Raw genomic sequence first — 19,768 nt, forward strand, 5'->3', positions numbered from 1 at the left:
TTGAGGATGGATAGAAAAGTGACACAACAAGTAACGAGAGCAACCTTTGACGAAGTAATGGTTCCTAACTATGCACCTTCTGCGATTATTCCAGTGCGTGGTGAAGGCTCTCGCGTATGGGATCAAGAGGGCAAAGAATACATCGACTTTGCAGGCGGCATTGCTGTTACTGCATTGGGTCATTCCAATCCAACTCTAGTCAACGTCATGCGTGAACAAGCTGGGCAACTTTGGCACCTATCTAACGTTATGACCAATGAACCAGCGCTACGATTGGCGAAAAAGTTGACAGAAAAGACCTTTGCCGATCGAGTTTTCTTTGCTAACAGTGGCGCAGAAGCCAATGAAGCAGCATTCAAACTTGCTCGTCGTTATGCGTTTGATAATTTTGGCCCAGAAAAGCACGAAATTATCGCCTTTTACAAATCTTTCCACGGTCGTACTTTGTTTACCGTTTCTGTAGGCGGACAAGCAAAATACAAAGAAGGTTTTGAGCCAACGCCAGGTGGCATCAAGCATTGTGACTACAACGACATAGAACAGCTTAAAGCCATCATTAGCGATAAAACGTGTGCCGTTGTTATGGAACCAATCCAAGGCGAAGGTGGAATCATTCCTGCCGACGTTGAATTTGCCAAGCAAGTTCGTGAACTGTGTGATCAATACAATGCACTGTTGGTGTATGACGAAGTGCAATCCGGCGTAGGCCGAACAGGTACGTTGTTTGCGTATGAACAGCTAGGCGTAACACCTGACGTATTAACAACCGCTAAAGCACTTGGTAACGGCTTTCCTGTCGGCGCTATGTTAGCCACAGAAAAAGCAGCCAAAAGCTTATCATTTGGTACTCATGGTAGTACTTATGGTGGTAACCCAATGGCGTGCGCTATTGCTGAAGCTGTTGTTGATATTGTTGATACGCCAGAAGTCCTTGGCGGCGTAGCAAAACGCCATGACTTATTTGTTGAAGGCCTTAAAGCATTAAACGAAAAGTACCATGTCTTTAAAGAGATTCGTGGTATGGGCCTTTTGATTGGTGCGGAGATGGTTGATAGCCTTACTGGAAAAGCTGGTGAGATTATTAAAGCGGGCGCCGAAGAAGGTCTGTTTGCACTTGTAGCCGGTCCGAACGTATTGCGTTTGGCTCCGTCTTTGATCATTCCAGAACAAGACATTGCCGAAGGCCTTGCTCGACTGGATAAAGCCATTGCAAAAGTCGTCGCGAACAACAAAGCAGCTTAAGCTGGTTTGTCACAAGCAAAACAATAAAAATCGGACTTAGGTCCGATTTTTTTGTTACAGTTCCTCGATGACTACTTTTTTATAAAACGCCCCTTCCCCTCCAACTTGAACCTGCGTTAATTCCTCTTTATCTATGGTTAATTGAGTCACTAGACGCGATGACATTTCCATCGCCCGCCCTTGCTCAAAAATCGCCTGCTGATAACCAAAGCGCCGGTTCAAATAACAGGCTAACGCGCCACTCGAACTGCCGGTCGCGGATTCTTCGGGTATACCAACCGCTGGTGCAAAGTTACGGCAACTGGCGGTATAAGCACTTTCCTGTGGATTCATTTCAAAGACATGAAAACCGACATACTGGTGTTGTTGGCAAAACCGAGTGATCGCCTCATGATCCACTTCAAGACAATCTAGCACTCCATAAGGAACAGGAACCATCAGGTCAATCAAGCCAGTAGAAATAGCTTGAATAGGCAAACCTGTTTGCAAAATCAGTGACGGCGCAATACCTAACAAAGGCGCGATCTCTTGAGCACTAAACTCGTCAAACCAAGTTGGTAAGCTTTGACTCATTAAAATATCACCATTTAACGCCACATCGACATCTAAGACGCCCGCTTTCGTTTCTTGTCGATATTTTCCAGCAGCAATAGATTGAAAATGATGGAGCAACCAAAAGGTACTTAACGTGGCATGACCGCAAAAATCGACTTCTACGGTAGGAGTGTAAAAAGATACCTGAAAATCAGCCTTATCACTTTTACTAACAAATGCTGTTTCAGACACACCCACTTGCTGCGCTATGAATTGTCTCTGTGGCTCTGTTAAGGAATCTGCATTTAACACCACACCCGCCAAATTTCCGCCTTGGCCCGCAATAGAAAAAGCTCGAATTAGATACACCTCAACCTGCGCCATATTATTTCCCTGTACCTTAAGTTTGCCATAAAGTGCTTTAGTATAATGAAAACGACTCTTAGTTAATAAATTGTCGCCTTTTTTGCTGATTCAAGTACTGGTATCTGATTGTCATTATCACTTCACTGGTTTAAGCTCGGATGATTCGCCATTAACTAACCCTGTGTAAATCAATGGCTTACTCATCCCAACTAATTAACTAACATAGAGAAACAACAACGTGTTTCAATCTTTTTTCCCAAAACCCAAGCTCTTTTTCCTAAGTTTTGTCATCTGGGCACTAGTTTGTGTGATTGGCTGGTATGCTGTCGTTCAGGACTTAGGACACATTTTAAGCCTAGGCTCCTTTTTTGGCGTCCACTTTCCTGAGGCTTTAGCGGAAGGTGCTGATGCTGCTGCCCAAAGCGCATTTCAGAGCGCACAAAGTACGGCATTAGATGCGTGGCTCTATCAATACATAGCGGTATGTTATGGGTTATTTATCGGGATCTGGATGATCTTCGGTGGCCATAAATGGGCAAAATGGTCAGTGATGGGGTCGGGCTTAATTATTTTTGCTACTTGGTTCAGCGTACAACTTAGCGTCATGCTGAACAGTTGGTATGGCGATTTTTATAACCTAGTTCAAAAAGCCTTAACAACCCCAAATTCAATCACTATGGATGACTACTTTGCTCAGATCTATGTCTTCTTTGGGATTGCAGCAACACACATAAGCCTCGTGGTTCTAAAGAGCTTCTTTGTGAGCCATTACATCTTCCGCTGGAGAACGTCCATGACGGAATATTATTCATCAAAATGGCAGCAAGTTAGGCACATTGAAGGGGCGTCACAGCGTATCCAAGAAGACACCATGCGCTTTGCCAGCATAATGGAAGGTCTGGGAGTGCGTTTGATCAGCTCAGTTATGACTTTGATCGCCTTTTTGCCTGTACTGTGGGGGCTCTCCTCCTATGTCAAAGAACTTCCCTTTATCGGTGAAGTACCACAGGGGTTAGTTTTCACCGCATTATTTTGGTCGATTATCGGGACAGCACTTCTTGCGGTAGCTGGTATCAAACTTCCCGGTTTGGAATTTAAAAATCAACGTGTTGAGGCTGCCTACCGAAAAGAACTGGTATATGGTGAAGATAGAGCCGACAGAGCAGAGCCTGCAACATTAAAAGAACTGTTTAACCATGTACGTAAAAACTACTTCACTCTTTACTTTAACTACTTGTATTTTAATGTGGTTCGTTACGGTTACCTTCAAGCAGGTGTTTTAGTACCATTAATCGCACTCGGCCCATCTATCGTTGCTGGCGCCATCACTTTTGGGATATTTCAACAAATCAATAATGCGTTCAATCAAGTAGAGAATTCCTTCCAGTACTTGGTTAACTCTTGGACAACGATTGTAGAACTATTATCTATCTACAAACGTCTTAAAGCTTTTGAAGCGGCTATTTACGATCAACCACTGCCTGAAGAAGACCAGAGTTTTATCGAAACACAGCAGTAAATCAATAGCGTATATTCGTGAATATAAAAGGCCCGTTAGATTCAATCTAACGGGCCTTTTATTATTAAGTACATTTCAAATAAACGTTTTTATACGGTGTCAAACGTTAACGTTTATATTCTGACCTAAGTTATCCGTCGTAGTGTGCGACCCACTATTCGCGGCAGGCGTTACCGTTTTTGCCGCTTCCTCTAACAAGGCAAGCTCTTGCTCTGCTTTTTGTTGCTGGGCAACTTTTGACAAGCTGGCACTGTATACCTCACTAGCATAATCCATCGCAGGACTACTCAAACCATTAATACTTGGCATTTTTCCTCCTATAAACCTACTAACGTGTTTCGCGTTTGTAGGTTACTCATTGATCAAAAAAACATCAATACATCCAGTATAGTCAGAAAATAACATATTTACGAATGACTTTTTGTAAACGGGATGAAATTTACTCAAACATTTTTATCCGTCACAAAATGACTCCAAAACTGGCTGACCATATTCTGGTTACTGACTAGCTTTTCATTTTGAATAACTCGGCTTTGATGTTGCAAACTCAAACGGTGAACAAGCGAGCGATACAAGGTATAAGTGTCAGTCATCTTCTCTGCTTGATCTTTATCTAGAAGCCCAACACTTGCTGCAGCTTCTAACTGGCGGACATTATCCGAAAAACGCATAAGTTCAGGATACTGGTGCGACCAAGCCAATACTAAGTACTGCACCATAAATTCGATGTCTATAATGCCACCAGCGCCCTGCTTAAGATCAAAACCTTTGTCTTTACCGCCAGTATCAAGGTGAGCACGCATTTTCTCACGCATTTTTATTACTTCCGCTTTGAGTTCATTTCGATCTCTAACAGAAGCAATAATCTCTTTGCGGCAGTCTTCAAACTTAGCTAGTAGATTAGGGTCTCCCGCCAAACCACGAGAACGCGTCAATGCTTGATGCTCCCAAACCCACGCTTCCTTTTGCTGGTAATCTTTAAAGGCATCTAAACTAGAAACCAATAGGCCAGAATTACCAGAAGGACGCAAGCGCATGTCTACCTCATACAATCGACCCGCAGCGGTAAAGCTCGTGATCATGTGAATTAAACGCTGCCCTAGTCGAGTATAGAAAGTTAAATTATCGATACTGCGTTCGCCGTCTGTGCTACCTGTTGCTTGTGCATCATGAATAAACACAAGATCCAAATCTGAATCGTAACCCAGCTCCCAGCCACCGGATTTTCCATAACCTATAATCGCCAGTTGCGGAGAATACGCAGCTTCACCTTGGCTCACAGGAAAGCCATGTTTCTTGGTCAAATATTGCCAAGACTGCTGCAATACTTGATCAAGAAGCACTTCTGCCAACCAAGTTAAGTGATCACTCACTTTCATGACAGGCAAGATTTCGGTGATATCACAGGCCGCAATACGCAAGATAATAGAACGTCTAAAGCGACGCATAGCATCCATTTGTGCTTCTTCATCTTCTTCCGGCAAACGCAATAATATCTGCTGAAGCTCTTCAGCAAGCATCGTCTTATCAGGTGGAGAAAACAGCGTATTGGCATCTAACAACTCATCCAACAATGCTGGCGTTGTCGAGATCGCCTCGGTGAACCAAACACTTTCTCGGCATAAGCGAATCAGGTGTGTCAGCGCAGTTTGGTTCTCACATAGCAGCACCAAATAAGCCGTTCTGCGCAATACCGCTTCTAATATGGGGAAAACACGCTCCAACACTAGATCTGGATTCACTTCATCCGTTAATTTCGTTATGAGCGCAGCTAAAAACACCGCAAGCCGTTCATGCCCAATAGGTTGCATGTAAACAACAGTACGCGAGCTAAGCAATTGTGCGATTCTCATAATCGCTGCTTCTTGATCTTGCCAAGCAATTAATGCGATAGCATCTTCAATGGCTTCTTTGTCTTCTGGATGCTTAATCAATAAACGCCATGTTTCTTGGTTCTTAACCTCTTCACTGCTTTCATGACCGTCATCGATCAGGGCGACAAAAGAACGATGAACATTTTTACGTACTTCCCATAAACGTTCATCTAACGCCTCCCAAGAAGGAAACCCAACCATCAAGGCAATGCGAGTACGAGCTCTTTCATCTTCAGGCAACAATTGGGTTTGCTCATCGTTGACCGCTTGCAATGCATGCTCTGTTCGGCGCAGCAGTAAATAAGCATCGCGTAATTGCTCAACTTCCTCTGTGGGTAAATAATCCTGCTTAGCAAGGTAAGGTAAGACTTCTAGCAAAGCGGGTGTTTGTAGCTTCTGATCTCTACCGCCATGGAGGATTTGCAAAGCTTGGGCTATGAACTCTACTTCGCGAATTCCACCTTCGCCTAATTTAATATTATGCTCTATGCCTTTACGACGCACTTCTTTGGCAATCATTTGTTTAAGATCACGCAGCGCCCCGATTGCTCCAAAGTCTAAATACTTGCGATAGACAAAAGGCTTTCGTAACGCTTCAAATTCACGAACATCTAAGGTATTTCCTGACATGACACGAGCTTTGATCATGGCATAGCGTTCCCAATCTCGGCCTTGATCTTGGTAATAGTTCTCTAGAGAATCCATGTTCAACACCAAGGCCCCTGACTGACCAAACGGTCGCAAGCGCATGTCGACTCTAAATACAAAGCCATCGGCACTTACCTGATCCAAATGCTGGATCAGTTTTTGTCCCAACTTAGTAAAGTACTCTTGATGAGATAGGCTTTTTTTACCACCTTGGGTGTCACCATGTTCGCGGAATGCAAAAATGAGGTCGATGTCGGAAGACAGGTTTAATTCGTTGCCCCCCAATTTCCCCATACCAATCACAATCATCGACTGAGGCTGGCCGTTACTATCCAACGCCTGACCATACAAGGCTAGATAGTGCTGCGTTGTCCATTGCAAGCTGGCGTTAACACACGCATCCGCTAGGCCACTTAGGCGTGATGTCAGCTCAGTCAATGAAATTTGTTGCTGAATATCCAAGGCGATTAGTCGCACCATCCACCACTGTCGATACAAACGCAAACGTTTAATAAAACCCGCTTCATCTAGTGGTTCTGACGTCTCTGTCGAACATGCACTCGCCTCACATGAGAAAAACGCTTCCCCAGCCATTAACGCTTCCACTGATGGTTTTTCCGGCAACTCTTTTAACGTTAAGAGATCATCTAACCAATGAGGGAAACGAGTAAATTGCTGATGCAAATACTCACTCAGAACCCATAACGGCTCTAATGTATCGATTTGCTCTTGGCTCAATGCATCAAGACCATGCCTCTCTCGTGCGTCTTGAACATGCTCCAATAACAAGGAACGAGAAAGAGATTGCTCACAAAATATCGCGTAATTTGGGTTTAAATGAGGTGGTGTCACAGGGCTTCCTTACAACATTTTCTTTTTATTTTTTCGTTACAACATAGATCATTAAGCTTGGCTGTTTAACCATTGCCCGACAAGTAACATATTGACGCCAATGTTTGTCATGCCAGCTAACTGTTTTAACACAACAGATTCGTCTGCTAAATAAGGCATTAACTCATTATCTAATGCGGTTAATTGCTGCGCTAATGTGTCTGGTAAGCAGTTTTTCAACTGCGCCATAGAGTGACGGAATGGTTGCAAAAGCGCTTCATCCTCCATGAAATACATTGCCTCCCAATACACTAACCATACTTCATACCAATACGCCGCCAGCTCAATAGAACTTGACGTCGCAAGTGGTTTATCAGGGAACTCTATCTGCCCATATTTCAAACGTACGCCTTTTTGAGCCTTAGAGACAATACTCACTTGCACTGGAACCCGCTCGGCCAACTGCAATGCAAATTGATATAAGCCGGATTCGTCACCTTGCTTCAATTCCAGTTCTAACTCACAAATTGAATCTTCTCCATATGGAGAGGTAACCAAACCTTGATCACAAACCACTTCCATTTTGCAGGCGGCTGAATGAATATTCCAAACTTGGCGCTCGAAGTCCGTTCGATATACTTCAACCAGCTCATTGGCCCAGGACATATCTTGCAAGCTTTCTGGCAAAGGCACTTCATTCAATAGTGATAAATCTAATTGGTCATTAGGTAAAAACCACTCCCACTCTCCCCGGGCGTGCATGCCAATACGATTACTACCTCGAGTTTTTACCGTTTGAATAAAGGTCTTGTTTACCGCTCGAATACGCAACGCCATGCCTCCTTTCATAAGACTGGCGTCTTCAGTATCAAAGTAGGCATTCATCAAAGCCAAGGTTGGCTGACGAGATTGATCCTCCGCATCAGCAAGCGCGCAAAATTCATCAAGAAAATCACTTGCGGACTTGAGATACTCAGACTGAAGCATTAACTTTAGCTCTAGCTCGGTAGCCATAATATACGAACCTCTAAAACCTTTGCTGTTGAGCAAACAACAAAGAAAAAATAATGTGCGAGCAAGTGTACCAGATGCCTAGCGTTCAGTAGTAATATTCGCTCATAACTCGGATTCAAGGAACGCCTTTTATGCCCGCATTGCCTTCGCTCATTAGTATGATGTCTCAGCTTATTGCATCGCCTTCTATCAGTTGTAGTCAAGCTGATTGGGATCAGTCAAATAAAGGGGTTATTCAATTGCTCGAGAGCTGGCTCAGCTCCCAAGGCTTTCAATGTGAAGTAATGCCTTTGCCAGACAACCCGAACAAATTCAATTTGATTGCCACGCTTGGCAGCGGTGATGGCGGTTTAGTGCTATCCGGCCACACAGACACAGTGCCTTACGACAAAGGTCGATGGAAATCAGACCCCTTTAAATTAGAAGAGCGAGAGCAAAAACTCTATGGCCTTGGCAGCTGTGACATGAAAGGCTTCTTTGCCATCGTGATCGATACCATTCAACAGATGCAGCTATCTAATCTGAAGCAACCACTCATCATACTCGCCACGGCTGATGAAGAAAGCTCCATGTCAGGCGCAAGAGCACTTGTGGATCAAGGCACTTTAAAGGCAAGGTATGCCCTGATAGGTGAACCTACATCATTAACACCTATCTATGCCCACAAGGGCATTATGATGGAACGAATCCAAGTAACAGGACAATCTGGTCATTCCTCTAATCCATCATTGGGAAACAATGCACTGGATGCCATGCACGATGTGATGTCGGAATTAATGCTGTTTCGCCAACAATTGAAAACAAACTATCGCGACGCCAATTTTGTTATTGACTACCCAACAATGAATTTTGGCTGCATTCATGGTGGCGACAACCCGAATCGAATTTGTGGACGTTGTGAACTTGAATTTGATTTACGAGCCCTACCTGGAATGAGTAATCAGGCTCTTATGGCAGAAATTGCCGCCATTCTTCCCCGCATAGAAGAAAAAACTGGCACAATAATACAGTTAAATAGTTTGTTTCCTGACGTTCCGTCTTTTTATACATCGGTCGAATCAGATATCATAAAAGCATGTGAAGCCTTAACCAAACGCCAAGCCAGCACAGTGGCGTTTGCAACGGAAGGCTCCTTCCTAAATCAAATGGGAATGGAGACGTTGATTTTAGGGCCTGGCTCGATTGATCAGGCTCACCAGCCAAATGAATTTATGGCACTGGATCAAATTAAACCTATGCAAGGGGTAATTCGCGGTCTTATAGAGCGTTTCTGCCTTCAATTAAACGAGCAAAAAAATGAGGAATAAAGTGCCTGAAGAATTCAACTATGTGGACTGGTTCCGCCATTCTTCCCCCTATATTAATGCCCATAGGGGAAAAACCTTCGTCATATTGATTCCAGGTGAAGCTGTCGAATGCACCCACTTTTCCAGCATAATTCATGACCTTGCGTTGCTGGATTCATTAGGAATTCGCCTTGTCTTAGTACAAGGTGCTCGACCACAAATAAGCCGAGCGCTATCTAATCGAAATTTAGTCAGCCGCGTCGAAGATGACTATCGTGTCACGCCACAGGATCAGTTATTGGATATTATCCAAGCTTCTGCTGCAGTGCGTGTCCAACTTGAAGCCCAACTTTCTATGGGGCTTTCAAACACCCCTATGGATGGCGCTAGATTAAAAGTGTGTAGTGGTAATTATGTTATTGCTAGACCTCTGGGTGTGGTTGATGGCATCGATTACGGACACACAGGAGAGGTTCGTCGAATCGACACAGAAGCCATTTTTCGCCTACTTGAAGACGACAATATGGTGCTCTTGCCGCACCTTGGTTTCTCGCCAACAGGTGAAGTCTTCAACTTAAAAAGCGAAGACGTTGCCATCCAAGCGGCCACTCAACTAAAGGCAGACAAGCTTATTATTTACGCTGAAGACGAAGGTGTCTTTAAAAGCGATGGGGAGCTTTACTCAGAGCTGTTAACCAAGGATGCAGAAGCCATACTGAAAGAAAAATCACTTTCTAGCATTACCCATGCCGCCTTAGACGCCTGCGTGCAAGCGGTTCGCAAAGGCGTGCCAAGAGCGCATTTGATTTCATACAATGTAAATGGCGGCTTACTGCAGGAGCTTTTCACTCGTGAAGGCTCAGGCACCATGATCGACGAAGACAGTTATGAGCAATTGCGTCCGGCGCACATTGATGACGTTGGTGGCATGATGGCATTATTGTCGCCATTAGAAGAAAAAGGCATCTTAGTAAGGCGGTCACGCGAGCTGTTAGAAAATGAGATAGATCGTTTTATCGTCATCGAGCGTGACGGAGCAATCGTTGCTTGCGCAGCCTTATACCCATTCGAACAAGAGTATTCTGGTGAGTTAGCTTGTTTAGCCGTATCGCCAGATTATCGCGGTTCCAACCGTGGTGAACGCTTACTAAAAGGCATAGAACAAGCCGCTAAACGCCTTAACCTTTCAATGCTTTTCCTGCTTACCACTCGAACAGCTCATTGGTTTATAGAGCGAGGCTTTAGCGAAACAACCTTAGCCAGTTTACCAACGCAAAAGCAAGCACTGTATAACTACCAGCGTAACTCCAAAATCTTCGCTAAAAAGTTGTAGCATTTGCATTAACAGCACGAAGTCAAAAACGACCTATGGGGCTTATCTCTAGGTCGTCATCGACTTTTATTCAGTCCAGCGCTTTGCAGTAATCACTAAACTCCACCAGGATATAAAGCTGCTTATTAAGCTGCACAGTGCCTTGAATGCAATGATGATCTCGATACTCAAGACCGTTCGTGTCTACACTTTGCGGTATATCCATCACCTGCTCAACCTCTTCTACCCGAACGCCAAAGTAGCCAGTAGGAAAATCCAACACAATAATATGGCCTTCCTTCTTACAGGAATTGGGGTCCAATTTTAGAAGATATGTACCATACAAAACGGTGACCATATTTCCACGTACATCAATCATACCTTCAACACCTTCGCCTGCACCCGGCACAGGTGCTGGAGACTGGTAACTGAGAACTTCTTTTACGTTTGAGAGAGGATGAATGTACCGCTCACCACCTAAACAAAAGCAGATCCCTTTCTCTACAGCTTGATCCACAACCTAACCTCCAAACAATACACTACTTCAATAAGACTTATTTAACGTAAGTCATCGTTCTCACAAAAATAGTTACATGTCTAATCTTTATTCACAAGTTTTAGGCATAAAAAAAGCGACCTGATGGCCGCTTTTTTTCTATCAACTGCTTTTATTCAATGATTTTAAATGGAATAAACATTGGGTAACCCTGCCTAATAACTCGCATTGGCACTGATCGCCCATTAGGAACATTTTTGGCAATCTCCGTAAAAGTCGCCACGCTATCAATGCGTTTACCATTCAGCATAGTGATCACATCACCTGGCTGAAGTCCATTACGCGCTGCTGTACCACCAAGCACTTGCTCGATAACAACACCGCCATCAATTTCAAATTGCTTAGCCATATCCGCTGGCACTTCACCAACAATCATACCTAGGCGGTTTTGATCTTGTTGTGATTGCGCAATGACGTTAGGGTCATTAGGGCGCGCATCCAGTGTCACTGATATCGTTTGCTCCTTACCATCTCGATATACTTTCGCCTCTACTTTTTCACCCGCTTTCATTTGCCCAACGATATAAGGCAGTTCACCCGAATGCGCGATAGATTGACCATTGAATTCCAAGATGATGTCGCCTGATTTTAAGCCTGATTTTTCTGCTGGTGAATCAGGTAATACACGACTGATTAAAGCACCATTTGATCTGTCTAATCCAAATGACTCTGCCAGTTCATTATTTACATCCTGAATCAGCACACCCAACCAAGCACGAGACACCTTACCGTCGCTCTTCAGCTGCTCAACGACTGACATAGCCACTTTGGACGGAATCGCAAAAGACACGCCCATAAAGCCACCCGAACGGGTATAAATTTGTGAATTTATGCCTACCACTTCGCCATCTAAGTTAAACAAAGGGCCACCAGAGTTGCCTGGGTTAATCGCGACATCGGTTTGAATAAAAGGCACATAGTTGTCAGAAGGCAAGTTTCGCCCTGTTGCACTGACAATACCGGCCGTCACGGTATAATCAAAACCAAATGGCGAGCCAATCGCTAATACCCACTGTCCTGGTTTAAGCTTGTCTGAATCCCCCATTTTTACGATAGGCAAGTCATCAGCTTCGATTTTAAGTAAGGCTAAATCGGTACGCGGATCGGTTCCGACTAACTTAGCAACATACTCTCGACGGTCACTTAAGCGCACATGAATAACATCCGCACCGTCAATAACATGGTTGTTAGTCAACACATACCCATCATGCGAAACAATGAAGCCAGAACCTAAAGAACTGCGCTGTCCTTGCTGTGGTGGCGCTTGCTGACCGAAAGGCTGCTGACCAAAGAAATGCTTAAAGAACTCGTTAAGCTCTTCGCTATTTGGCCCTAATTGCTGACCACCTTGGTTAGCCGTTTTTGTGGTAACAGTCTGTTCCGTACTGATATTCACAACAGCGGGGGAAGCTTCTTCAACTAACTCGGTGAAGTCAGGCAGAGAAGCCGCATGAGAAAGCATTGAAGTCATCAAAAACATGCTGACGAAGATCATGCTTACGTGTTTAAGCAATCTGTTCATTGATTGGTCTCCTTAAAACGTACCAAGTTCATTACAGTGCCAGGTGAAGATCATTAGACATCTATGGCGTCACAACCAAGGGGATGTGACCGTCATCAAGCGCCTCAATTCGTAAAATTTTTGGATAATAATCCAGGTTATATGTTTCTTTTCTCGATTTATTCCGCGCCAGTAACAAACCACCAGCAAAACCAATAATAGAGAAGATAACCGCGACGCCAGACTCTCCTCCCCATAAAGAGGGCAAAACAGCACCGCCAATTAAGCCAAGTAAAGGTATGAGATACATCCACATAGACGCCTGTAGCAAGGTATCTTCAGGTATACCAACCACCACTTTTTGACCCACTTTCACATTAAAAGAATCAATTGCTTTCATGCGCATTCTATTGGCTGAAGAAACTTGCGCAATCGCATGGTGACCACAGCCGTGGCGTGCACGACACGAAGTACAGGTGCTAGTTCGAATCGTTTCGACATCAGCAAACCCTTCTTCGGTCGATAATACGGTTCCAGATTCTTCAATCATGCTCAGGCCTTGGCATAAATACAGTCATCAGTTTTTCAATAGTCGGTTCAGGTACTTCACCCACCATGGTCAACAAGTACAGCTGGTCTTTTACCTTAATACTTCGTTCGCCAGCAATGGTCGCTCCCATATTCAAAATCGACATGGGCTTAGGCTTCATTGTTGGCTCAATGAACACAGATACTGTTGTCATACCATCCGATAATAAAAGCATGCTAGTTCCATGATTCAAAGAACGCGCTTCAGGCCAAACTAAGGAAAAGCCCTTAGGTAGCCAATCGAACCGCCAAAGATTTTTGACCCGTCTTGGCGGTGTATCAACAACAGATTCTGCATAACTCCCCTCTTTTGGGACAAAATCTTTATCTTTCAAGTCTGGTGCAAAGTTAACGGACGTAAATTGAATTCTTTCTAATAGCTTTCCGTCTGTTTTCATCATGTCATGTTTTAGAAGAAAGTGATTCTCTTCATCTAACCAAAACTGATGTCCATAGCGGTATTGGTCTTTTGGTATAAGTTTTACAGCCACCACTTTACGCCCAGCAATACGGCTCGTATGGTCACTAATTACCATGTCATATCCCTTGATAAGCCGATCACTCTCAACATCTTTAAAGCGCTTGAAAGGCGGTATCAAGGGTGCGCGAGTATTTGCAAGCATCGCATTTGGGTAAACAGAAATAATTTTGTCATCGATGCGCAAAACTTCAATTTTATCGCCATCCAGATCCACTAAGCTTTCATATTCAACGCCATTCATCAAACTATGACGAACACGCATGCTATTCATATTCATTGCTTCAGAATGCACGAACACACCGTCATAACTCAGTGTCGAAAATGACTGTGTCATGCTTCTTAGCAAATGCAAAGCATCCGGTGACGCATTACTTGCTAAGCTCGTTCCCGAAATAATAAAGCACAGTACCGTGAAAAAAATGTGAAATGGCGAAATCAATTTCATAAACTACTCTTTTATCGGGTAACTAACGACACGAGCCATAGGAATCATGCCTTGACCTACTGTCATTGTCGCTTGCTCAGCGTGCTGTCGCAGATAGTGCTGCAACTTCTCATTGTCGAATTGCGACGCTTCGCTATCTAACTCAGCCAAAGGGGTAACAACCATATTTGGTAACGACGAACTGACATCAGCCGTTAATTTTTGTATTTGCGGCTCAGATGTTAAGAATTGATTGCCTGCAAAAATAACCACAAATGTCACGCTGGCAGCAATCGCCACACTAGATAACGCCATACGCCAAGCAGGTCGAGACACTGACGAGCTTTCTGTCGGTAGCACGAAAGGCAGTAAGTTACTTCCTTCTGTATTGTCTTGTACATCGGGAAAAGAAGCATCAACGTCAAGTTCTGCACGTATACGAGACAGTAAACTCCCTTCAAGTCCAACCGCCACAGAGGACTCTTTATGGAGTGTTTGTTGAATCAAGTGAAAACTTTCTAACTGTCGGCTTACATCCTGACTGTCTGCGTTTAATAAACATTCTAAATCTTGCTCCGTCGCCTCGCCATCAAACATGGCCGACAAACTTGGGAGCACATCAGGGTAACTATTCACGTCTAGGGAGTTACCTTTCTCTCGGGAGCTATGATTTTCTGGGAAATCATCATTTAAAGCTTTCATCTTTACTCTCCTGACCCCATCAAGGGACGTATGTGTTTTTCTACCGCCTCTCGAGCACGAAATATACGTGAACGAACCGTTCCTACGGGACAGTCCATAATCAACGAAATATCTTCATAACTCAGACCGTCAAACTCTCGTAGCGTTAATGCACTGCGCAACTCTTCAGGCAACTGTTGAATGGCATAATGAATCGCTTTTTCAAGGCGATCACTGTTTAGTTTCGCTTCAGGTGTGTCTATATCAGCTAAGGGCTCATAGACACTGAACACTTCTTCATTATCCAGTTCAACATCCGACTCTGGAGGACGGCGGGAGCGACTGACTAGATAGTTTTTTGCGGTGTTTACGGCAATACGATACAACCAAGTATAAAAAGCACTTTCTCCACGAAAGCTTCCAATCGCGCGGTACGCCTTAATAAAACTATCCTGAGCTACGTCTAATACTTCACTTCTGTCTTGTACATAACGTCCAATTAAGCCAATAACCTTATATTGATATTTGACTACAAGTAGATCAAAAGCCCGCTTGTCGCCCTGCTGTACTTTTTCAACTAACGCCTGATCTGAAGACGTTTCGTGCTGCATAGGCACCTCATGTAAAATAAACCTATTCGTCTGCGCCTCTGCTACTTCAAGAGAAGACAACGCGCATTCCTATGAGTTCCCGTTTGATATTCTAAACAGCCTGTTTAAACAAGATAAAACACACTCAAAACGACAAAGTATGGTGAATATTCAAAATGTGATCTCAGAAAGTATTCACTATTGAGTGACAACAATAGTAACATTAATTTTTTATTCATAATTAGATCAATACAATGAGCCGACATTATAAATACGACATCGTCATTATTGGCGCAGGCGCTGCGGGATTAACGCTTGCTCTTGAGCTGGCCGATCAGCATCGAGTAGCAATTTTGACTAAAGCCGATATCCGTGAAGGTTCAACATTGTATGCTCAAGGTGGTGTTGCAGCTGTATTATCGGACAAAGACACCATAGATTCTCATATTGATGACACAATTGACGCTGGTGTTGAACTTGGCGACCCAGATGCTATTCGCTTTACGGTTGAACACTCTAAAGAAAGTATTGATTGGCTAATAGATCAAGGCGTTCCCTTCACCCGCTACGGTGAAAGCGAAGAATATCACTTAACAAAAGAAGGTGGTCATAGCCATAGACGCATTATCCACAGTGCAGATGCAACGGGATTAGCCATCTCAAAAACCCTAATTAAAAACGCCAGTAAACACCCCAATATCGATTTTTACCCTGATCGTGTTGCGATCGATGTTATTACCACTGACAAACTTGGCGTTGATGGTCCCAACCGTGCTGTTGGTGTTTACGCGTTAAATCTAGACGACGATGTTATCGAAGTCTTTCACGGCCAATTTATCTCCTTGGCATGTGGCGGCAGCAGCAAAGTGTATCTATATACAAGTAACCCTGATACCGCTTCTGGAGATGGTATTGCCATGGCATGGCGTGCTGGTTGTCGAGTCGCAAACATGGAATTCAATCAATTCCATCCAACCTGCCTCTACGACTCCAAAGCCAAAACCTTTTTGATATCGGAAGCGGTACGTGGTGAAGGCGGAAAACTCTTACTGCCAGACGGCTCTCAATTCATGGAGAAGTTCGATAAACGCAAAGAGCTAGCCCCACGTGACATTGTTGCTCGCGCCATTGACCACGAAATGAAACGCCTTGGCATTCATCATGTTTTGCTAGATATTTCCCATAAAGACCCAGAATTTATCAAAGAGCATTTTCCAACCATTTATAAACGCTGCTTGGAATACGGCCATGATATGACCAAAGGGCCGATTCCTGTCGTGCCTGCGGCTCATTACACGTGTGGTGGTGTCGTGGTAAATCGTCACAGCGCAACAGACATAGCCAACTTATACGCTATCGGTGAAACCGCCTATACAGGCCTTCATGGTGCAAACCGTCTAGCCAGCAACTCTTTATTAGAATGTATTGTTTTTGCTCGCTCAGCGGCCCGCCACATCTCTGAAAACAAGCAAAAGGCAAATGAAATCACCATTCCAGACTGGGATGAAAGTAAAGTGACTAATTCAGATGAAGATGTGGTTATCACCCATAACTGGCAAGAGTTACGACGCTTTATGTGGGATTATGTTGGCATAGTGAGAACGGACAAGCGCCTTTTAAGGGCCAAGCATAGAGTCGATTTGTTACAATCAGAAATCCAAGAGTTCTATACTAACTATAAGGTTTCTAACGATTTACTGGAGCTACGAAACTTAGCGGTTGTGGCAGATTTAATCATACGTTCCGCGATGTCTCGCAAAGAAAGCCGAGGCTTACATTTCACCTTAGACTATCCAAATAAGCTGGCAACCAGTACACCGACCATACTGACTCCGAAAAACACAGACTAAGCTGTGTTTTTCGATTCTGAGTTAAAATTAAGCTTTTGAACCAAAACGCTTTTTAGCTTCTTCACTGCGGCTCAGCAAAATTTGCTGTGCCGCATAAGAAAGCAGTGTGTGGTATTGATCCAGCTGAACGCTGTCTCGATAAATAACGCGATAATTAGGCCAAATACGTGCAACAAAAGACTTGCCTCGCTCCACTCTCGCGATCAGTTGCACACTGTTGGCGCGTACAAAAGTTAGCCTCGCATAATGTCCATTCTTAACTAAATACGCACCCTGCTCATCAATCCCAACCCGTTGTTTCTCCATGAAAAAAGCACGAATTAATAAGGTTGCACTAAGCAGTCCAATACCAATATAAAACAATGCCCGCCAAAAGGCAGGCATCCAAAAAACTTGCAATAAAGCCATGTAAACGATGGCCGTTAGTAGCCATACGCTTAAACCAATCCAAGAGCCTTTAAGCTCGGTAGTTTTCAGGCTGAACACGAGTCAAAATAATGTTAACAATGCGAGCATGATCTTCGTCTTCCGGCACTTCACTTTGCATAAACCAGGGAAACAATTCCTGATCTTCACAGGTCAACAAGCGAGCAAATCGCTGTTTATCATCCTCTTCCAATGTCAGATATGCATCCGCTAAAAAAGGCTCAAGAAGAACATCAAGCTCCAACATGCCACGACGGCATTGCATTTTAAGACGTTTAAAACTCAATGATTCTACTGTTTCACTCATGACATAACCTCTTACTAGAATGTCGCCATTATAGCCACTTATATAAAAAAAACGAAAACGCCTCGGTCTGAATTACTGACATTTGTCATGTAAAACCTTATTAGTCAAAGGGATAGCCCAATTCAAGGAACATCAAAAGAGTATTATATTGACTCAATTTTTAATAATCCCATAAAAATGAAACAAAATAGTACAAGTATTGGCGGATTATGTATTAACAGGTCAATTATTATATCACTTATATTGATAATCACTTGATAACCAAATATCAAGAATTAGGTACGACTATAAAAACAAAGAAACTCCAAACTGGGGGAAACCTATGAAACGCCTTACCAAGAATACCCTAACTTATGCGGTATCTATAACTGCAGCTATGACGGCTGCAAGTGCATTCTCTGCGACACAAATCACAGTGGCAACCGTAAACAACGGCCACATGATTGAAATGCAAAAACTGACTCCTGAGTTTGAAAAAGCCAATCCTGACATCAAAGTAAAATGGGTCACGCTAGAAGAAGGTGTGCTCCGTCAAAACGTTACTCAAGACATTGCAAATGGCAGTGGGCTTTATGACGTAATGACAATCGGTATGTATGAAGCCCCTATCTGGGGTGAACGCGGCTGGCTACAAGCCGTAGACACAAGCGGAAACTACGATGAGAAAGACATTTTGCCATCTATTCGTGGTGGTCTATCTTATGAAGGAACTATGTATGCTGCGCCCTTCTATGGCGAAAGCTCTATGGTTATGTACCGTAAGGACCTTGTTAAAGCAGCTGGAATGGAAATCAATGATCGTGATAGCTGGGAACATATTCGCGATGTCGCCGCTGCAGTCAATAATCCAGAAAAAGGCATTTACGGCATTTGCTTACGTGGTAAAGCTGGCTGGGGGGACAACATGGCATTCATGACTGCCATGGCAAACTCCTTCGGTGCGCGTTGGTTTGATGAGAACTGGAAACCTCAACTAGAAACAAGTGAATGGAAAAATGCGGTTAGTTTCTACGTTGATTTGCTAACAAAATACGGCCCTCCAGGTTCAAGCAGCAACAGCTTTAACGAAAACTTAGCATTATTCAACGAAGGCAAGTGTGGCATGTGGATTGATGCCACTATCGCGGCATCTTTCGTGACCGATCCTAAGCAAAGTAAAGTGGCGGACAAAGTTGGTTTTGCACAATCCCCTTACGCTGTTACCGAAAAAGGAGCTAACTGGCTATGGGCATGGGCTCTTGGCATTCCAGCAGCCACAAAAAATGCTGAAGCAGCACAGAAATTTGTGCGCTGGGCAACTTCTAAGGAATACATTCAGCTCGTGGGTCAAAAGAATGGCTGGGCTGCGGTACCAACAGGGACAAGAACCAGTACCTATGAAAACCCTAAGTTCCAAAAAGCCGCCGTCTTTGCTGACGCAGAACTAAAAGCCATCAATTCTGCCGATCCAACTGACAGTACGCTAAAACCGTCTCCTTATGTGGGCGTTCAGTTTGCAGCGATTCCGGAGTTCCAAGCAATTGGTACTACTACAGGACAAATGATCTCCGGAGCGTTATCAGGTTCTATGTCAGTGGATCAAGCATTGAAATCTGCAAACACCTCTGCCGATCGTCAAATGCGTCAAGCAGGTTACTACTAACCGACTTTAAGCTCGACAAAGAAATAGGGCCAAAAAGCCCTATTTCTTACTTTTGATACGTTCTATTTAAGAACAAGCACCCTGCTTATAATAAGA

Annotated in this window: 18 protein-coding genes; 6 read left to right on the forward strand and 12 right to left on the reverse strand. The window is 43.8% G+C overall.

What is annotated here, in order from left to right; genetic code table 11:
• Positions 1 to 6: 6 nt before the first annotated feature.
• A complete protein-coding gene (locus C1X04_RS14435) occupies positions 7 to 1,242 on the forward strand; it encodes an aspartate aminotransferase family protein (protein WP_175404957.1) in 1,236 nt (411 codons plus the stop codon).
• A 54-nt stretch (positions 1,243 to 1,296) separates the two neighbouring features.
• On the opposite strand, the gene C1X04_RS14440 is transcribed toward C1X04_RS14435, so the two are convergent.
• The gene (locus C1X04_RS14440; protein WP_137170314.1) at positions 1,297 to 2,160 is read right to left on the reverse strand and encodes a PhzF family phenazine biosynthesis protein; all 864 of its coding nucleotides are present in this window, start codon (positions 2,158 to 2,160) and stop codon (positions 1,297 to 1,299) included.
• Positions 2,161 to 2,380: 220 nt separating this feature from the next.
• Between C1X04_RS14440 and sbmA the strand changes: the two genes are divergently transcribed.
• Complete coding sequence (gene sbmA, locus C1X04_RS14445) at positions 2,381 to 3,661, forward strand: peptide antibiotic transporter SbmA (RefSeq protein ID WP_137170315.1); 1,281 nt, start codon at positions 2,381 to 2,383, stop codon at positions 3,659 to 3,661.
• Between the two features lie 99 nt (positions 3,662 to 3,760).
• Here the strand turns inward: sbmA and C1X04_RS14450 are convergent, their stop codons facing one another.
• The 3 genes from C1X04_RS14450 to C1X04_RS14460 form a co-directional block, all read right to left on the reverse strand.
• Complete coding sequence (locus tag C1X04_RS14450) at positions 3,761 to 3,970, reverse strand: hypothetical protein (RefSeq protein ID WP_110577276.1); 210 nt, start codon at positions 3,968 to 3,970, stop codon at positions 3,761 to 3,763.
• Between the two features lie 134 nt (positions 3,971 to 4,104).
• Positions 4,105 to 7,035 (reverse strand): bifunctional [glutamate--ammonia ligase]-adenylyl-L-tyrosine phosphorylase/[glutamate--ammonia-ligase] adenylyltransferase, encoded by a 2,931-nt coding sequence (gene glnE, locus C1X04_RS14455; protein WP_110577275.1) that lies wholly within the window; start codon positions 7,033 to 7,035, stop codon positions 4,105 to 4,107.
• Positions 7,036 to 7,086: 51 nt separating this feature from the next.
• The gene (locus C1X04_RS14460) at positions 7,087 to 8,028 is read right to left on the reverse strand and encodes a CYTH domain-containing protein (RefSeq protein ID WP_110577274.1); all 942 of its coding nucleotides are present in this window, start codon (positions 8,026 to 8,028) and stop codon (positions 7,087 to 7,089) included.
• Positions 8,029 to 8,159: 131 nt separating this feature from the next.
• Here C1X04_RS14460 and argE point away from each other — a divergent pair, with 131 nt between their 5' ends.
• Together argE and argA are read left to right on the forward strand one after the other, a co-directional pair.
• Positions 8,160 to 9,335 carry an acetylornithine deacetylase gene (argE, locus tag C1X04_RS14465; protein WP_137170316.1) on the forward strand — a complete coding sequence of 392 codons (1,176 nt, stop codon included), beginning with the start codon at positions 8,160 to 8,162 and terminating at the stop codon, positions 9,333 to 9,335.
• Positions 9,325 to 10,647: an amino-acid N-acetyltransferase gene (argA, locus tag C1X04_RS14470; RefSeq protein ID WP_110577272.1), complete on the forward strand. Its 1,323-nt coding sequence runs from the start codon at positions 9,325 to 9,327 to the stop codon at positions 10,645 to 10,647. Before argE ends, argA begins: the two co-directional genes overlap by 11 nt.
• 70 nt (positions 10,648 to 10,717) lie before the next feature.
• On the opposite strand, the gene C1X04_RS14475 is transcribed toward argA, so the two are convergent.
• The 6 genes from C1X04_RS14475 to rpoE all read right to left on the reverse strand — a co-directional run bounded on the left by C1X04_RS14475 (position 10,718) and on the right by rpoE (position 15,468).
• Positions 10,718 to 11,143: a chemotaxis protein CheW gene (locus C1X04_RS14475; protein WP_110577271.1), complete on the reverse strand. Its 426-nt coding sequence runs from the start codon at positions 11,141 to 11,143 to the stop codon at positions 10,718 to 10,720.
• A gap of 151 nt (positions 11,144 to 11,294) precedes the next feature.
• Positions 11,295 to 12,704 carry a DegQ family serine endoprotease gene (locus tag C1X04_RS14480; RefSeq protein ID WP_110577270.1) on the reverse strand — a complete coding sequence of 470 codons (1,410 nt, stop codon included), beginning with the start codon at positions 12,702 to 12,704 and terminating at the stop codon, positions 11,295 to 11,297.
• A 61-nt stretch (positions 12,705 to 12,765) separates the two neighbouring features.
• Positions 12,766 to 13,233: a SoxR reducing system RseC family protein gene (locus tag C1X04_RS14485; RefSeq protein WP_110577269.1), complete on the reverse strand. Its 468-nt coding sequence runs from the start codon at positions 13,231 to 13,233 to the stop codon at positions 12,766 to 12,768.
• The gene (locus C1X04_RS14490) at positions 13,226 to 14,197 is read right to left on the reverse strand and encodes a MucB/RseB C-terminal domain-containing protein (protein WP_110577268.1); all 972 of its coding nucleotides are present in this window, start codon (positions 14,195 to 14,197) and stop codon (positions 13,226 to 13,228) included. The genes C1X04_RS14485 and C1X04_RS14490 overlap by 8 nt, the downstream gene beginning before the upstream one ends.
• 3 nt (positions 14,198 to 14,200) lie before the next feature.
• A complete protein-coding gene (locus tag C1X04_RS14495; RefSeq protein WP_110577267.1) occupies positions 14,201 to 14,878 on the reverse strand; it encodes a sigma-E factor negative regulatory protein in 678 nt (225 codons plus the stop codon).
• A gap of 2 nt (positions 14,879 to 14,880) precedes the next feature.
• Positions 14,881 to 15,468: an RNA polymerase sigma factor RpoE gene (gene rpoE, locus C1X04_RS14500; RefSeq protein WP_110577339.1), complete on the reverse strand. Its 588-nt coding sequence runs from the start codon at positions 15,466 to 15,468 to the stop codon at positions 14,881 to 14,883.
• A gap of 233 nt (positions 15,469 to 15,701) precedes the next feature.
• Between rpoE and nadB the strand changes: the two genes are divergently transcribed.
• A complete protein-coding gene (nadB, locus tag C1X04_RS14505; RefSeq protein ID WP_137170317.1) occupies positions 15,702 to 17,297 on the forward strand; it encodes an L-aspartate oxidase in 1,596 nt (531 codons plus the stop codon).
• Between the two features lie 27 nt (positions 17,298 to 17,324).
• Here the strand turns inward: nadB and C1X04_RS14510 are convergent, their stop codons facing one another.
• Both C1X04_RS14510 and C1X04_RS14515 read right to left on the reverse strand, forming a co-directional pair.
• Positions 17,325 to 17,705, reverse strand: a complete 381-nt coding sequence (locus tag C1X04_RS14510) for a hypothetical protein (protein ID WP_137170318.1) — start codon at positions 17,703 to 17,705, stop codon at positions 17,325 to 17,327.
• Positions 17,706 to 17,754: 49 nt separating this feature from the next.
• Positions 17,755 to 18,030, reverse strand: coding sequence for a succinate dehydrogenase assembly factor 2 (locus C1X04_RS14515; RefSeq protein WP_110577264.1), 276 nt, complete (start codon positions 18,028 to 18,030; stop codon positions 17,755 to 17,757).
• A gap of 322 nt (positions 18,031 to 18,352) precedes the next feature.
• Between C1X04_RS14515 and C1X04_RS14520 the strand changes: the two genes are divergently transcribed.
• Positions 18,353 to 19,672: a sugar ABC transporter substrate-binding protein gene (locus C1X04_RS14520; protein ID WP_110577263.1), complete on the forward strand. Its 1,320-nt coding sequence runs from the start codon at positions 18,353 to 18,355 to the stop codon at positions 19,670 to 19,672.
• Positions 19,673 to 19,768 lie beyond the last annotated feature (96 nt).

Source organism: Marinomonas sp. FW-1, assembly GCF_005222245.1.
GTDB lineage: Bacteria > Pseudomonadota > Gammaproteobacteria > Pseudomonadales > Marinomonadaceae > Marinomonas > Marinomonas alcarazii.

Excerpts from the sequence above, each read along its gene's own strand:
- argA (WP_110577272.1), top strand. The coding sequence starts at position 9,325 with ATGAGGAATAAAGTGCCTGAAGAATTCAACTATGTGGACTGGTTCCGC.
- C1X04_RS14480 (WP_110577270.1), bottom strand. The coding sequence starts at position 12,704 with ATGAACAGATTGCTTAAACACGTAAGCATGATCTTCGTCAGCATGTTT.
- C1X04_RS14490 (WP_110577268.1), bottom strand. The coding sequence starts at position 14,197 with ATGAAATTGATTTCGCCATTTCACATTTTTTTCACGGTACTGTGCTTT.
- C1X04_RS14495 (WP_110577267.1), bottom strand. The coding sequence starts at position 14,878 with ATGAAAGCTTTAAATGATGATTTCCCAGAAAATCATAGCTCCCGAGAG.
- nadB (WP_137170317.1), top strand. The coding sequence starts at position 15,702 with ATGAGCCGACATTATAAATACGACATCGTCATTATTGGCGCAGGCGCT.
- rpoE (WP_110577339.1), bottom strand. The coding sequence starts at position 15,468 with ATGCAGCACGAAACGTCTTCAGATCAGGCGTTAGTTGAAAAAGTACAG.
- C1X04_RS14520 (WP_110577263.1), top strand. The coding sequence starts at position 18,353 with ATGAAACGCCTTACCAAGAATACCCTAACTTATGCGGTATCTATAACT.
- C1X04_RS14450 (WP_110577276.1), bottom strand. The coding sequence starts at position 3,970 with ATGCCAAGTATTAATGGTTTGAGTAGTCCTGCGATGGATTATGCTAGT.
- C1X04_RS14435 (WP_175404957.1), top strand. The coding sequence starts at position 7 with ATGGATAGAAAAGTGACACAACAAGTAACGAGAGCAACCTTTGACGAA.
- argE (WP_137170316.1), top strand. The coding sequence starts at position 8,160 with ATGCCCGCATTGCCTTCGCTCATTAGTATGATGTCTCAGCTTATTGCA.
- C1X04_RS14515 (WP_110577264.1), bottom strand. The coding sequence starts at position 18,030 with ATGAGTGAAACAGTAGAATCATTGAGTTTTAAACGTCTTAAAATGCAA.
- C1X04_RS14440 (WP_137170314.1), bottom strand. The coding sequence starts at position 2,160 with ATGGCGCAGGTTGAGGTGTATCTAATTCGAGCTTTTTCTATTGCGGGC.
- C1X04_RS14485 (WP_110577269.1), bottom strand. The coding sequence starts at position 13,233 with ATGATTGAAGAATCTGGAACCGTATTATCGACCGAAGAAGGGTTTGCT.
- C1X04_RS14510 (WP_137170318.1), bottom strand. The coding sequence starts at position 17,705 with ATGGCTTTATTGCAAGTTTTTTGGATGCCTGCCTTTTGGCGGGCATTG.
- C1X04_RS14460 (WP_110577274.1), bottom strand. The coding sequence starts at position 8,028 with ATGGCTACCGAGCTAGAGCTAAAGTTAATGCTTCAGTCTGAGTATCTC.